We start from the raw sequence: 13,222 nt of genomic DNA on the forward strand, positions 1-13,222 counted from the left end.
GTCCCTCCGCCCGCGGAGGGCTCCCGCCGTCCGCCGTACCGCATTCATTACACGCGTCATGCGCTGTGGGTATCCGCTTGACCGGCGGTTTCACGTCTCTTCATGCGAGCGCCCCGTCGCCGAGGGCGGACAGGAGGTGTGCGGGGCCCGCGTAGACCGCGTCCGCTCCGGACTCCTCCAGGTCGGCGCGCGGGATGCCGCCGCACAGGACGCCCACGCAGCGCACCCCGGCCCGGCTACCCGCCCGCATGTCCCACACGGTGTCGCCGACGAACACCGCCCGCTCCGCCGGCACACCCGCCAGCTCCAAGGCGTGCTCGACCGGCTCGGGGGCGGGCTTGCCCTCGTCGACGTCGTCGGCGGAGGCCGTGGCGGCGATGGCCTCGTCCGCGTCGATGGCCCGGCGCAGCGCGCTCAGCTCCGCGCCGCCCGCCGAGGTGGCCAGCACCACCGTCCAGCCGTCCCGGTGCAGCCGCCGCAGCAGCGCCCCGGCCTCCGGCAGCGGGGGCAGCCGGTCGAAGTACTGTCCGTACAGCGCCTTGTGACCGGCGCTGATGTCGGCGTCCTGGTCCGTGTCCCGGTCGTCGCCCAGCAGATGGGCGACCAGGTCGGTCGACGGCAGGCCCACGGCCCGGTGGATGGCGTGCATCGGCACCTCGTGGCCCGCCTGCCGGAAGGCCTCCCACCAGGCCACGACGTGCAGATGGTTGGTGTCGACCAGCGTGCCGTCGACGTCGAACACGGCCGCCCGTCCCGAGCTTCCCATAGGTGCAGTCCCTTCCTCTCCGGCCGCGCGGGTACCACGTCAGCCGCCCGCCACGCCGGACGGCAGCCGCCGCTCACGGGTCCAGGCCGACAGTTCGTCGAGGGACCAGGTGGTCACCACCCGCTCGGGCGGCACCCCGCACTCCTCGGCCCGCCCGCACCCGTTGATCTGCCAGTCCAGCTGTCCCGGCGCGTGCGCGTCGGTGTCGACGGCGAACAGCACCCCCGCGTCCACCGCCCGGCGCAGCAGCCGCCGGGGCGGGTCCAGCCGTTCCGGCCTGCTGTTGATCTCCAGGGCCGTGCCGGTCTCGGCGAGCGCCGCGAACACCTCGTCCGCGTCGAACTCCGACTCCGGCCGCCCCCGCCCGGTCACCAGCCGTCCCGTGCAGTGCCCGAGCACGTCCGAGTGCGGATCGCGTACGGCGGCCACCATCCGGCGGGTCATCGACCGGGCGTCCATACGCAGCTTGGAGTGCACCGACACCACCACCACGTCGAGCCGGTCCAGCAGCTCCGGCTCCTGGTCGAGCGAGCCGTCCTCGTTGATGTCGCACTCGATGCCGGTCAGCAGCCGGAACGGCGCCCAGGTCTCGTTCAGCTCCGCCACCACGTCCAGCTGCTCCCGCAGCCGCTCGGGCGACAGCCCCCGGGCGACCGTCAGCCGCGGTGAGTGATCGGTCAGCGCCGCCCACGCGTGGCCCAGGTCCGCGGCGGCCCGGCCCATCTCCTCGATCGGGCTGCCCCCGTCCGACCAGTCGGAGTGCAGATGACAGTCACCGCGCAGCAGCGCCCGCAGCTTCTCCCCGCCCCGCACGGCCGGCTGCTCGTGCGCCTCGCCCTCCAGCTTCGCCAGATACCCGGGCACCTGGCCGGCCAGCGCCTCCCGCACCACCTGCGCGGTCTTCGGGCCGACCCCCTTGAGCTTCTCCAGCGAGCCGTCCGCCGCCCGCCGGCGCACCTCGTCCCCGCCCAGGTCCTTCAGCACCCGGGCCGCCGTACGGAAGGCGCGCACGCGGTACGTCGGTGCCAGGGACCGCTCCAGCAGGAAGGCGATCCGGTCCAGTGCCTCGACGGGGTCCATCGCCACCTCCACCTCAAGGGTTCCCCAGTGCCTCGCGGGCCGCACGACGGGCGGACGGTTTGCCCGGTGTCCCCCCGGGTACTGCGATGCCTCGTCCCGGCCCCGCCGACGAGGAGGCTCGTCATGTCCGCCCCCAGCGCGTCCCCCAGCAAGGTCGCCGTGATCACCGGCGCCGACTCCGGCATCGGCCGCGCCACCGCCGTACACCTGGCGCGGGCGGGGATGGACGTCGGCATCACCTATCACAGCGACCGCAAGGGCGCCGAGGAGACGGCCGACGAGGTGCGTACGCACGGGCAGCGGGCCGAGGTCGCCCGGATGGACCTCACCCGGCTGCCCGACGCCGCCGACACCGTCGACGACCTGTGCGAGCGGCTCGGCCGCATCGACGTGCTGGTCAACAACGCCGGGACCGGCACCATGACGCCCTACCTGGACCTGGAGCTGTCCGACGTGCGCGAGGTCCTGGACGTCGATCTCGTCGGGCCGTTCCTGTGCGGGCAGAAGGCGGCCCGGCACATGATCGACCACGGTGAGGGGGGCCGGATCATCAACGTCACGTCCGTGCACGAGCACCAGCCGCGGGTGGGCGCCGCCCCCTACTGCGCCGCCAAGGGCGGTCTCGGGCTGCTCACCCAGGTCATGGCGCTCGAACTGGCCGAGCACCACATCACCGTCAACGCCGTCGCCCCGGGCGAGATCGCCACGCCCATGACCGGGCAGGAGGACACCGACCCGCACACCGAGAGCCGCCCGGGCATCCCGCTCGGCCGGCCCGGAGACGCCCGCGAGGTCGCCGCCGTCGTCGCCTTCCTCGCCGGCCCGGACGCCTCGTACGTCACCGGCGCGTCCTGGAGCGTCGACGGCGGCATGCTCCGGATGGGTCCGCAGGCCGGTTCGCACCTCACCGGTGACGACTGGCGCCGTCCCTGAACCCGCGCCGCCGCCGGTTGCGTTCTACGCTCGATGCATGACCGAAAGCGCGAGCCCGTACATCTCCCACCCGCGGATCTTGGTGCTCGGGGTGCAACCGGGCACACCGCCGTTCCGGATCGTGCAGATCGACGGCCAGGTGGTCGGGGAGGCCCGGGCCGTCACCGACGTGCTGGCGGCCGCCGCCGCGTTCGGCATCACCGTGCACGACATGGACGACCCGGACGTGGTCCGGTGGGTGGGCGGAGACAAGTTCACCTGGACCGTGCACTAGGCGCAGGGCGTGAGGCGTAGGGCGTGACGCGTGACGCGCCCTACGCCTTGCCGGCCGGCGACTTCTCTCCCGCCCGGCCCCGGCGGGGCCTGCGTGCGTGGACGGCCCTGCTGAGGCGGCGCCCCAGGAGCAGGTAACCGATGAGCGCGCCCGTCGTGTTGAGGATCACGTCGTCGATGTCGAAGGCGCGGCCGGTGACCAGCGCGCCCTGGGCGAACTCCACCAGGAGCATCACGGTCGCGGTCAGGAGCAGCACGCGCAGGATGCCGCGGGTGCGCGGGGCGACCACCGGCACGAGGACGCCGAAGGGTATGCCCAGCACGATGTTGCCGCCGATCTGCTTGAGCGCGTCGCGCAGTTCGGGCTGGTCGAGGTAGGCCTTCAGGGAGCTGCCCGGCGTCAGATTGCTGTGGGTCAGCGCCTCCGAGGCGGGCGAGGGCTGCAAGGTCAGCCGGGCCAGCACCACGGCGAAGGCGACCATGAACATGAACGCGCAGAGCATCGCCAGCAGCCGGACGGGCAGCGGGAGCGGGCGTCGCTCGCTCCCGGACCCGGTGGTCCGGGGACGTGAGGCTGCACTGGCCATTCGGTCCTCCAGTCTTCAACTTCCCTGCGTGACAGGGTGGTTACCCCCGGGCGGGCCGACGATGCCGTGGGGGGTTCGTTCCCGGCCACGGCCCCCGGCGGTTTTGCCGGGGACCGCTTCGCCGGGGATCGCTCCCACCCTCCATTCCCGCGTTCGGCCGGAGCACTCCCGGCGGGGTTCCGCCGCGCACGGAAGCCGGTCAGCTCCCGTACGAGACGCGCACCTCCTTGAAGCCCAGGGAGCGCAGCAGACCTTCGAGCATTCCGGTGGTGTTCGACTCGGCGCGTGCGGTCAGCTCGCTCTCCTTCGCCGCGTCGCCGATGTGCCGCACCGCGAGCTTCTGCACGGCCTGTTCGCCGTTGGGGTTGTCCGAGAAGAGGTCGCCGAGGCGGTCGAAGAGACCGCGCTGCTTGGAGACCGCGTAGGAGCGGTCGGGGTCGAGGGCGGGCTTGCCCAGCCGGGCGTGGGGCAGCCGGAGCGTGGCGGACGTGCGGTCGCCGTTGACCTTCACGTCGTTCTCGCCGATCTTGCCCAGGTCGACATAGGCGTCGACGGTGCCCGCGCCGACGTAGAGGGTGCGGGTGCCGCGGATGGCGTCGGGCAGCAGCTTGGCGTCCTTCTCCAGGTCGACGACGACCTGGAAGTTGCCGGAAGCGGCCTCGTAACGGCTGATGTCCTGGATGGACTTCAGCAGCGCGGGACCGGACCGGTCGTGCGTCTCGGTGCCGAACAGGTCCTTCAGGCCCGGGATCACGCTCAGCCGGAGCCCGGCGAAGAACACCACGAGCACCAGCACCAGCGCGGCCACCACCTTCGCCCAGCCGGGCATGCGCCTGGGGAGGCGTTTGACGGGAGTCGTCATGCGACGGCCCTCCTTCCTACTGTCCGGATGCCCGCCACAACCCGCGCCAGACCGCCGAGTTGAAGAGTGAACAGGCCCGGCGGAAGTACGCGGGGCGCATGCCCGTCACGGGCGGGAGGTCGCCTCCGGCTGCTCCAGCGCGGCGTCCAGCGTCGGCTGCGGAGGCAGGATCCGGGACAGGCCGGTGATCCGCAGGACGCGCAGCGTGAGCGGGTGCGCGCAGACGAGGAGCACATGTCCCCGCCGGTCCAGCACCCGGCTGCGGGCCCGGTACAGCAGCCGCAGTCCGGAGCAGTCGAAGAACTCGATCCCGCTGAGGTCGATCACGATGCGGGCGGCGGGGCGGTCCGTCTCCCGGTCCAGGTGCGGTGCCATCTCCGTGGCCGCGGCGAGGTCGATCTCGCCGCGGAACTCCAGCACCGTGTGCCCACGTTCCTGGCGGACGCGCAGGTGCCGGGTGAGCGGTGCAGGTTCCTGCCGCACGACGAGATCGCCTCCAGCCTGCTCCGTGCGTGGGAGGGGCCACGGCTCAACGCCGCTCCCCGCCCTGCAAGTTACCCTCCAACGAGTGAATTTGAGCATGTTCGATTGACATATGTCTTTGAATTCCGGCCGAGTTGGCCGAGGTTCACGCCGGGGCGTACGCGGGGGGCGCCGCAGGGGCGCGCTCCGGGCTACGACAGGGCGTGCCAGGCCCTGGTGAGCGCCTGGCGGAACTGCTCCGTCTGGTGCGCCGTGAGGTCGCGCACCATTCGCTCCTCCAGCTCCCGGACGGGTCCGGCGTGCCGGGCGAGCAGCTCGCGGCCGGAGTCGGTGAGCAGGATCAGCAGCTCCCGGCGGTTGCCGGGGTTGCGCTCCCGGCGCACCAGGCCGCGCCCCTCCAGGGAGCGGACCAGGTCCGCGATGGACTGGGCGGTGACGAAGGAGTCGCGTGCCAGCTGGGCCGCCGACAGTCCGTCGTGCCGCTCCAGCACGGTCAGCGCGGTGTACTGGAGAGCGGTGATCCCGGAAGGTCTGACCAGCTCGTCCAGATGGGAGCGCACCACGAGCTCCACCTGCTTGACCATGTAGAGCAGGGAAGGGGGCGCCTTGGTCACCTGTGTGTCGAGCATGGGAGCAGGCTAGACCATTGACAGGAAACCTGTCCGTAAAGAGACTGCGAACAGACAGGAATCCTGTTTGTTGAAATCTTGGCGACGACGCTGAGGAGTGGCGATGACCACCTTCGAGAGCACACCTGGGCAGCTGTTCATCGGGGGCCGATGGCGCGAAGCCGCCGACGGAGCGCGCACCGAGGTGGTCGACCCGTCCCGGGGCACGGCCGTCACCACCGTCGCCGAGGCGGGCCCCGCCGACGTCGACGCCGCCGTACGCGCCGCCAGAGAGGCCTTCGACGACGGTGCCTGGTCCGGCCTGAGCGGCCGCGAGCGCGGCCGGGTGCTGCACCGCGTCGCCCGGCTGATCAGGGAGAACGCCGACGAACTCGCCGCGCTGGAGAGCCTCGACGTCGGCAAGCCGATCACGCTGTGCGGCGCGGTCGACGTGACGAACGCGGCCAACGACTACGAGTACTTCGCGAACCTCGCCCAGAGCCAGGACGGCGCCCTGCGCGAGACCCCCCTGAACGCCCTCGCCTACACCAGGCGCGAGCCCCTCGGCGTGGTCGCCGCGATCACCCCGTTCAACTTCCCGCTGATCCTCGCCGGCTCCAAGCTCGGCCCCGCCCTCGCGGCCGGCAACACCGTCGTCCACAAGCCCGCCGACGAGACCCCGCTCAGCGCCCTGTACATGGCCCGGCTGCTTCAGGAGGCGGGCGTCCCCGACGGCGTGGTCAACGTCGTGACCGGCACCGGCCCGGTGGCCGGCGAGGCGCTGCTGCGCCACCGCGGTGTCGACAAGGTCGCCTTCACCGGTTCCACCGCGATCGGCCGGCACGTCGCGAGCGTCGCGGGGGAGGCGCTCAAGCCCGTCACCATGGAGCTCGGCGGCAACGCCGCCCACATCGTCTTCGAGGACGCCGATCTGGAGAAGGCGGTCGGGGCGGTCATCAAGGGCTTCGTCTTCAACACCGGCCAGTTCTGCATGGGCGGCCCGCGCCTGCTGGTGGCCCGCTCGGTGTACCCGACCCTGCTCGGGATCCTCGCCGAGGCCGTGCCCGGTGTGCCGGTCGGCGACCCGCGCGACCCGGCCACGGTCGTCGGCCCGATGGCGGCCGAGAAGCACCTGAAGAAGGTCGAGGAGTACGTCGCCCTGGCCCGCATGGAGGGCGGCCGCATCGTCTGCGGCGGCGAGCGGCTCGACCTCGACGGCGGCTACTACTACAAGCCCACCGTCATCGCCGACCTGGCGAACGACTCCCGCGTGGTCCAGGAGGAGATCTTCGGCCCGGTCCTCACCGTGCAGCCCTTCGACGACGAGGACGAGGCCGTCGCCCTCGCCAATTCCACGCCCTACGGCCTGGCCTCGGGCGTCCAGACCAGCAACCTCGCCCGCGCGCACCGGGTCGCCGGCCGCCTCCAGGCCGGCATCGTCTGGGTCAACGACTGGGCGATGCTCGACCCGGCGGTTCCCTTCGGCGGGGTGAAGGACTCCGGCTACGGCCGCGAGTACGGGCCCGAGGCCCTTGCCGGTTACACCAAGGTCAAGTCCGTCGTCGTCTCGCTCGACTGAGAACCGTCCAGGAGTCATCGCGATGTCCACTACCACCCGTGCCGCGGTCGTCGAGTCCGGCGGCGCGCCTTTCACCCTCTCCGACGTCGTCCTCGACGCACCCGGCCCGCACGAGGCGCTGGTCCGCATGGCCGCCGCCGGCCTGTGCCACACCGACCTGGGGGTGGCGAGCGGCGGACTGCCCTTCCCGCTGCCCGGCGTCCTGGGGCACGAGGGTGCCGGCGTCGTCGAGGCCGTCGGCTCCGCCGTCACCGGCGTCGCGCCCGGCGATCACGTCCTGCTGTCCTTCACCTCCTGCGGTGCCTGCCGCAACTGCCGTGGCGGCCACCCCGCGTACTGCGCGACCTGGCTGCCGCTGAACCTGATCGGCGGTAGCCGGGCCGACGGCACGAGCACCATCAGCCGTGGCGGCGAGGCCCTGGGCGGCCACTTCTTCGGCCAGTCCTCCTTCGCCGAACTGGCCCTGGCCGACGAGCGCAGCCTCGTGAAGGTCGACCCGGACGTGCCGCTGGCGTCGATCGCCCCGCTGGGCTGCGGCGTACAGACCGGTGTGGGCGCCGTGTGGCACGTCCTGAAGCCGGAGACCGGCGGCACGGTCGTCGTCCTGGGCGCCGGAGCGGTCGGCCTGTCGGCCGTGATGGCGGCGGCCCTCACCCCGGCCACCAGGATCGTCGCCGTCGACCGGGTCGCCGAACGCCTGTCGCTGGCCGAGGAACTGGGGGCCACCCACACCGTCGACACGAGCGGGACGGATCTCGCCCCGGCCCTCGCCGAGATCACCGGCGGTCAGGGCGCGGACGGGGTCGTCGAGACCACGGGCAACGTCGGCGTCCTGCGGCAGGGCGTCGACGCGCTGGCCGCGCGCGGAACCCTGGTCGTCGTGGGCGCCCCTCCCTTCGGCACCGAGGTCGCCCTGGACGTCAACGGCCTCCTCGGCGGCAAGCGGATCGTCGGCCTCACCCTCGGCGACAGCGAGACCCAGACCATGATCCCGGCCCTGGTCCGCCTGGTGAAGGACGGACGCCTGCCGCTGCACCGCCTGATCAGCACGTACCCCTTCGGGGACATCGACCGGGCGGTCCAGGACATGAGGTCGGGCAAGACGATCAAGCCGGTCCTGACGTTCTGACCGACCCCGCCGGGCGGCGGTAGTGAGCGGCGGCCGACGTCGGCGACCGGTCGGGGCATGAGCGCCGTGAGGCCCCCCGGCGGTGGCCCGGCCGCCGGGACGACCCGGGCGCGACCCACCGCCGCTCCGGGGGAGGGGACCGGCCGACCGGTGCCGGAATGGGGCCCGGCCGGCGGTCCGGCAATCCGTCTGCCATGAAGTGCGCCGCCGGTCGGTCTCCGTGCGACCGCCGGCAAGACTCGGGCTGCCTGTTGTCCGGGGCTGGTCGGCCGGAGGGGGCCTGGCCGGATGGTCACGCAGCGGTCCGGCGTTCCGCCGCCATGAGGTGCGCCATTGGCCGGCCTGCGTGCGGCCGAAGGCGAGCCCGGGGCTGCCCGTCGGCCGGGGCTGCCCGCCGGAACGGGGCCGGTGGGATGGTCACCCGGCCGTCCGCCAACTCGTCCGCCACGACGTGTGCCGCCGGTCGGCCTGCCTGCGGGCTGAAGGCGACGCAACCCTCCACCATGAGGTGCGCCGCCGGCCGGCCTGCGTGCGGCCGAAGGCGGGACTCCGGCTGCCCGTCGGCCGGGGGTGGTCGTCGGCCGGGGGCCGGGGGCCGGTGGGATGGTCACCCGGCCGTCCGCCAACTCGTCCGCCACGACGTGTGCCGCCGGCCGGCCTGCGTGCGGCCGAAGGCGGGACTCCGGCTGCCCGTCGGCCGGGGGTGGTCGTCGGCCGGGGGCCGGGGGCCGGGGGCCGGGGGCCGGTGGGATGGTCACCCGGCCGTCTGCCAACTCGTCCGCCACGACTGTGCCGCCGGTCGGCCTGCCTGCGGGCTGAAGGCGACGCAACCCCTCCACCATGAGGCGCCCCACCAGCCGCCCTGCCTGCGGCCGAAGGCGTGACCCCGGCTGCCCCCGGGCCGGGGTCGCCCGTCGTACCGGAAGGCAGCTCAGTCGTTCAGCAGCACCAGCTTCCCCGTCGTACGGCCGGTGTCGCCGAGGGCATGTGCCTCGGCGGCCTCGGACAGCGGGAACGTGCCGGCGATCGTGGCGCGCAGCTTCTCCGCCTCCACCAGTTCCGCGATCGCCTCCATGCCGCTGCGGTCGGCGTCCACCAGCATCCGCAGCGCCCGCACACCGAGCCGCCCGGCCTCCTCGTAGAGGTCGTCCGAGCCGCCCGGGAGGATCGACACCAGGACGCCGCCGGGGCGCAGCACACGCAGCGAGCGCAGGGCGTTGTCGCCGCCGATCGTGTCCAGGACGACGTCGGCGTCCTTCACGGCCTCGGTGAAGTCCGTCTCGCGGTAGTCGATCGTCTCGTCGACACCGATCCCGCGCAGGAACTCGTGCTTGCCCGCGCTCGCGGTGCCGATCACGTACGCGCCGCGCGCCTTGGCGATCTGCACCGCCACGTGCCCGACCCCGCCCGCCGCGGCGTGGATCAGCACCCGCTGCCCGGGCCGGAGGTCCGCGTGCTCGGTGAGTGCCTGCCAGGCGGTGAGCGAGACCAGCGGAAGCGCGCCCGCCCGGGTGTGGTCGACACCGGCCGGCTTTCGGGCGAGGGCGCGGACCGGGGCGATGACGTACTCGGCGTGCGAGCCGTGCCCGTACGGGTACGGCAGCATGCCGAAGACCTCGTCACCGGGCGCGAAGGCCGCCACGCCGATGCCGACCGCCTCCACCACGCCGGAGACGTCCCAGCCCAGGACGAAGGGCGGCTCGCCCAGGAACCCGCCGGTCGCCCGGTGCTTCCAGTCGGTCGGGTTGACCCCGGCGGCCCGCACGCGGACCAGCACCTCGTTCGGCTTCGGTGCCGGGCGCTCGATCTCCACTTCCTTCAAGACCTCGGGACCGCCGAGGACGTCCTGGCTGATGGCTCGCATCGTCTTCTGTGTGCTCATGGTCAACCAGCGTGCCGGTCCGCAGACCTCGCGCCAATGGCAAGATTGCCAACATTCGATACGATCGTGCCATGCGACGTGAGCGAGTGGTGGTCCTGGCCCTGGACGGGGTGTACCCCTTCGAGCTGGGCATCCCCAGCCGGATCCTCGGAGCCGCCGACGGCCGGTACGAGGTCCTCACCTGCTCGGTCGACGGCCGTCCGGTGCGCACCAACGCGGACTTCGGCGTCACCGTGGAGCACGGCCCCGAGGCCCTGGCCACGGCGGACACGGTGGTGATCGCGCCGGTCGCGCCCGACCGGCTCACCGGCGAGATGCCCGGCGACGTCCTGGCCGCCCTCGCGCTCATCCGCCCCGGCACCCGCATCGTCTCCATCTGCACGGGCGCCTTCGTGCTCGCCGCCGTGGGCCTCCTCGACGGGCGCCGGGCGACCACCCACTGGCAGGTCGCCGACGAGTTCCGGCGCATGTTCCCGCGGGTCGACCTCGACCCGGACGTGCTCTTCGTCGACGACCACCCGTTCCTCACCTCCGCAGGGGCCGCCTCCGGCGTGGACATCTGCCTGCACCTCGTCCGCAAGGACCACGGCAGCCGCCTGGCCAACAGCGTCGCCCGCCGCTGCGTCGTCCCGCCCTTCCGGGACGGCGGCCAGGCCCAGTACATCGAGCAGCCCGTCCCCGAGCAGGGCGCCGCGAGCACGGCGGCCACCCGCGCCTGGGCTCTGGAGCGCCTCGGCGAACCCCTCACCCTGGCCGACCTTTCCGGCCATGCGCGGATGAGCCAGCGCACCTTCGCCCGCCGCTTTCACGACGAGGTGGGTCTCAGCCCCGGCCGCTGGCTGATCCAGCAGCGCGTGGCGCGGGCCCGGCATCTGCTGGAGTCCAGCGACCTCACGGTCGATCAGATCGCCGGCCGGGTGGGCTTCGCGACCGGTGCCTCCCTGCGCCAGCACCTGAACGCGGCGATCGGTGTCTCCCCGCAGGCCTACCGCCGCACCTTCCAGACCGCCCGCTGACACCGGAGGCACGCAGCACGCTTTACCTGATGCGGCGCCAAGTCCACTGACAGCAAAGCCATTTGTCGACCTGTTGCCTTCTTTCGGAGCGTGATGGAACCCTCACCTCCGGAGGGGGGCGAGATTGATCCTTTCGGGTCCAAACCCGATAGGGTTCCGATCGGCGCTGCGAGTTGACGCGATCGCGTCCAGTCGGCTCGCAGTGCGTACTCATGAGTGCGGTTCACACACCCCCCCGTTCGATCGTGTTGCTTCGAAGGATGCAGATGGAACTCGCCACTCCGCCACCGGCGGCGCGGGCCCCTGTCGCCTGGTACAGCTGGTGGTTGATGCCGCTGGGCTTGGGAGGCGGGACCGTTGCCGCCACGTTCATGAGCTCGGATCGAATAACCGCGGCCGTCGCCGGAGTCGCGGCGACGGCGGCCGGTGCCGTGTGCGTACGGCTGTTGCTGCGCACCCGGGCACAACTGCACCGGGCGGAAGGCTCCTTCCGCACCACGCAGGCCGAGCACAACCAGCAGTGGCAGCAGCATGTGGCGGCCCTGGAACGAAAGTTCGCCGCCGAACGCGCCACCCTGGAATCCCAGCTCAACGAGCAGAACTCGGCGTACGAGCGGCGCCTGGCCGACCAGAGCGCGACGTACGAGACGCAGCTCGCCGACCAGAGGGCCACGTACGAGACACAGCTCAGCGACCGGTCCCGGGCCTATGAGGAACGGCTGACCGAGCAGGCCACCTCCTACGAGACCCAGCTCGCCGACCAGGCCGAGGTCTGGCAGGAACAGCTCACCCACCAGCTCGCCGCGGTCGCCCGGCTCGCCGACGAGCAGCTGCCCGACGCGATGGAGAAGCTGCGCGCCGGCGACGCCATCGACGACCTGCTGCCCACGGTCAACCAGTGTGCCAAGGTCAGTTCGGACCTCCAGGCCGAGCTGCGCAAGCTGCTGCGTACCTCCTTGATAGGCCTGGAGGCGGAGTTCGACCGTTCCACCTCCGCCGAACAGGCCGTGATCAGCATCGGCAACCGCATCCACGTGCTGACGAGCAAGCTCCGCGGCCGTCTGCACGAGATGCAGGGCGAGCACGGCCGGCTGCCGGCCGTCGCCCGGGGCCTGATGGAGCTCGACCAGGAGCTCGGCCCCGCCGACTCCCTCGCCGCGAGCATCGGTGTGCTCGGCGGCTCCGACCGGCCCGGCCGGCAGTGGCAGGAGCCGCAGCGGCTGCTGAGCGTGGTGCGCGGCGGCATCGGCCGGATCAAGGACTTCCACCGGATCCAGGTGCGCCACCTGCCCGAACTGGGCGTCGACGGCGGTCTTGTGGACCACCTCACGCTGATCCTGGCCCACCTCCTGGACAACGCGGCCCGCTACTCGCCGCCCACCGAGCCGGTGCTCATCTCCGGCAAGGAGGTGCCCAACGGCGTCGGGATCGAGATCCAGGACTCCGGCAAGGGCCTGAGCGAGGAGAAGAAGCGCGAGGCCGAACACGCCCTCGCGGGCACCGCGCCCGGCGCGGGCCTCGGCGGCATCACCGAGGACGCCAACATCGGCCTGCGCGTCGTCGGTGCCCTCGCCCGCCGCTACGGCATCCGCGTCACCTTCGCGGACTCGCCGTGGCTCGGAACCTCCGTGGTGGTCGTGGTCCCGCACAAGTACTTCAGCCCGCTGCCCACGGCCGCGGCCGCACCGGCGGCGCCCGCCCCGGAGGTACGCACCGCGGCCCCGGCCCGCGAGACGGCCACCGTGCCCGAACCACGGGCCGCGCAGGCAGAGACCGGGGAGACCACGCCCGGCGGACTGCCCCGGCGCCGCAGCAAGCGGAACGAGACGGAGGCGCCCAGGCCGGGCGAGCGGACCGACCGGGGCACCGTCGCCGCCGTTCCACCGGACGCGTCCTTCTCGGGTCTCGCCGCCTTCGCCACCGCCGGACGCGACGCGGCGGAGGCATCCGAGCCGGCCGACGGCCACGACACCCTCGCCGGCCGCGAGTACACCGAGCACCGCACCGAAGAGAGCGACTAGTCC

13 protein-coding genes are annotated in these 13,222 nt (G+C 72.7%); 6 read left to right on the plus strand and 7 right to left on the minus strand.

What is annotated here, in order from left to right:
- Positions 1–100 precede the first annotated feature (100 nt).
- Positions 101–766 carry an HAD family hydrolase gene (locus tag A4E84_RS37565; RefSeq protein ID WP_062930820.1) on the minus strand — a complete coding sequence of 222 codons (666 nt, stop codon included), beginning with the start codon at positions 764–766 and terminating at the stop codon, positions 101–103.
- A 39-nt stretch (positions 767–805) separates the two neighbouring features.
- A complete protein-coding gene (locus A4E84_RS37570; RefSeq protein ID WP_107308554.1) occupies positions 806–1,846 on the minus strand; it encodes a PHP domain-containing protein in 1,041 nt (346 codons plus the stop codon).
- 123 nt (positions 1,847–1,969) lie between these two features.
- Here A4E84_RS37570 and A4E84_RS37575 point away from each other — a divergent pair, with 123 nt between their 5' ends.
- Together A4E84_RS37575 and A4E84_RS37580 are read left to right on the plus strand one after the other, a co-directional pair.
- Complete coding sequence (locus tag A4E84_RS37575; RefSeq protein WP_062930822.1) at positions 1,970–2,779, plus strand: SDR family oxidoreductase; 810 nt, start codon at positions 1,970–1,972, stop codon at positions 2,777–2,779.
- A gap of 37 nt (positions 2,780–2,816) precedes the next feature.
- On the plus strand, positions 2,817–3,053 hold the full coding sequence (locus A4E84_RS37580) for a hypothetical protein (RefSeq protein WP_031110714.1): 237 nt from the start codon (positions 2,817–2,819) through the stop codon (positions 3,051–3,053).
- Positions 3,054–3,093: 40 nt separating this feature from the next.
- Here A4E84_RS37580 and A4E84_RS37585 read toward each other — a convergent pair whose 3' ends face one another.
- From A4E84_RS37585 to A4E84_RS37600, 4 genes are all read right to left on the minus strand, one after another.
- Positions 3,094–3,639, minus strand: a complete 546-nt coding sequence (locus A4E84_RS37585) for a VanZ family protein (protein ID WP_062930823.1) — start codon at positions 3,637–3,639, stop codon at positions 3,094–3,096.
- 199 nt (positions 3,640–3,838) lie between these two features.
- Positions 3,839–4,501 carry a DUF4230 domain-containing protein gene (locus A4E84_RS37590; RefSeq protein ID WP_062930824.1) on the minus strand — a complete coding sequence of 221 codons (663 nt, stop codon included), beginning with the start codon at positions 4,499–4,501 and terminating at the stop codon, positions 3,839–3,841.
- A gap of 105 nt (positions 4,502–4,606) precedes the next feature.
- Positions 4,607–4,984 carry an anti-sigma factor antagonist gene (locus A4E84_RS37595; protein ID WP_174569488.1) on the minus strand — a complete coding sequence of 126 codons (378 nt, stop codon included), beginning with the start codon at positions 4,982–4,984 and terminating at the stop codon, positions 4,607–4,609.
- Positions 4,985–5,175: 191 nt separating this feature from the next.
- Complete coding sequence (locus A4E84_RS37600) at positions 5,176–5,613, minus strand: MarR family winged helix-turn-helix transcriptional regulator (protein ID WP_062930826.1); 438 nt, start codon at positions 5,611–5,613, stop codon at positions 5,176–5,178.
- A gap of 103 nt (positions 5,614–5,716) precedes the next feature.
- On the opposite strand from A4E84_RS37600, the gene A4E84_RS37605 reads away from it, so the two are divergent.
- Together A4E84_RS37605 and A4E84_RS37610 are read left to right on the plus strand one after the other, a co-directional pair.
- A complete protein-coding gene (locus tag A4E84_RS37605; protein WP_062930827.1) occupies positions 5,717–7,171 on the plus strand; it encodes an aldehyde dehydrogenase family protein in 1,455 nt (484 codons plus the stop codon).
- A gap of 22 nt (positions 7,172–7,193) precedes the next feature.
- On the plus strand, positions 7,194–8,300 hold the full coding sequence (locus tag A4E84_RS37610; RefSeq protein WP_062930828.1) for an NAD(P)-dependent alcohol dehydrogenase: 1,107 nt from the start codon (positions 7,194–7,196) through the stop codon (positions 8,298–8,300).
- Between the two features lie 931 nt (positions 8,301–9,231).
- Here A4E84_RS37610 and A4E84_RS37615 read toward each other — a convergent pair.
- A complete protein-coding gene (locus A4E84_RS37615) occupies positions 9,232–10,182 on the minus strand; it encodes an NADP-dependent oxidoreductase (protein ID WP_062930829.1) in 951 nt (316 codons plus the stop codon).
- A 71-nt stretch (positions 10,183–10,253) separates the two neighbouring features.
- On the opposite strand from A4E84_RS37615, the gene A4E84_RS37620 reads away from it, so the two are divergent.
- A complete protein-coding gene (locus tag A4E84_RS37620) occupies positions 10,254–11,198 on the plus strand; it encodes a GlxA family transcriptional regulator (RefSeq protein ID WP_062930830.1) in 945 nt (314 codons plus the stop codon).
- Positions 11,199–11,464: 266 nt separating this feature from the next.
- Positions 11,465–13,219 carry a sensor histidine kinase gene (locus A4E84_RS37625; RefSeq protein ID WP_062930831.1) on the plus strand — a complete coding sequence of 585 codons (1,755 nt, stop codon included), beginning with the start codon at positions 11,465–11,467 and terminating at the stop codon, positions 13,217–13,219.
- Positions 13,220–13,222 lie beyond the last annotated feature (3 nt).

The sequence above is a fragment of the Streptomyces qaidamensis genome (assembly GCF_001611795.1).
Classification (GTDB): domain Bacteria; phylum Actinomycetota; class Actinomycetes; order Streptomycetales; family Streptomycetaceae; genus Streptomyces; species Streptomyces qaidamensis.

Excerpts from the sequence above, each read along its gene's own strand:
- A4E84_RS37605 (WP_062930827.1), top strand. The coding sequence starts at position 5,717 with ATGACCACCTTCGAGAGCACACCTGGGCAGCTGTTCATCGGGGGCCGA.
- A4E84_RS37565 (WP_062930820.1), bottom strand. The coding sequence starts at position 766 with ATGGGAAGCTCGGGACGGGCGGCCGTGTTCGACGTCGACGGCACGCTG.
- A4E84_RS37570 (WP_107308554.1), bottom strand. The coding sequence starts at position 1,846 with ATGGACCCCGTCGAGGCACTGGACCGGATCGCCTTCCTGCTGGAGCGG.
- A4E84_RS37615 (WP_062930829.1), bottom strand. The coding sequence starts at position 10,182 with ATGAGCACACAGAAGACGATGCGAGCCATCAGCCAGGACGTCCTCGGC.
- A4E84_RS37625 (WP_062930831.1), top strand. The coding sequence starts at position 11,465 with ATGGAACTCGCCACTCCGCCACCGGCGGCGCGGGCCCCTGTCGCCTGG.
- A4E84_RS37590 (WP_062930824.1), bottom strand. The coding sequence starts at position 4,501 with ATGACGACTCCCGTCAAACGCCTCCCCAGGCGCATGCCCGGCTGGGCG.
- A4E84_RS37575 (WP_062930822.1), top strand. The coding sequence starts at position 1,970 with ATGTCCGCCCCCAGCGCGTCCCCCAGCAAGGTCGCCGTGATCACCGGC.
- A4E84_RS37620 (WP_062930830.1), top strand. The coding sequence starts at position 10,254 with ATGCGACGTGAGCGAGTGGTGGTCCTGGCCCTGGACGGGGTGTACCCC.
- A4E84_RS37580 (WP_031110714.1), top strand. The coding sequence starts at position 2,817 with ATGACCGAAAGCGCGAGCCCGTACATCTCCCACCCGCGGATCTTGGTG.
- A4E84_RS37610 (WP_062930828.1), top strand. The coding sequence starts at position 7,194 with ATGTCCACTACCACCCGTGCCGCGGTCGTCGAGTCCGGCGGCGCGCCT.
- A4E84_RS37600 (WP_062930826.1), bottom strand. The coding sequence starts at position 5,613 with ATGCTCGACACACAGGTGACCAAGGCGCCCCCTTCCCTGCTCTACATG.
- A4E84_RS37585 (WP_062930823.1), bottom strand. The coding sequence starts at position 3,639 with ATGGCCAGTGCAGCCTCACGTCCCCGGACCACCGGGTCCGGGAGCGAG.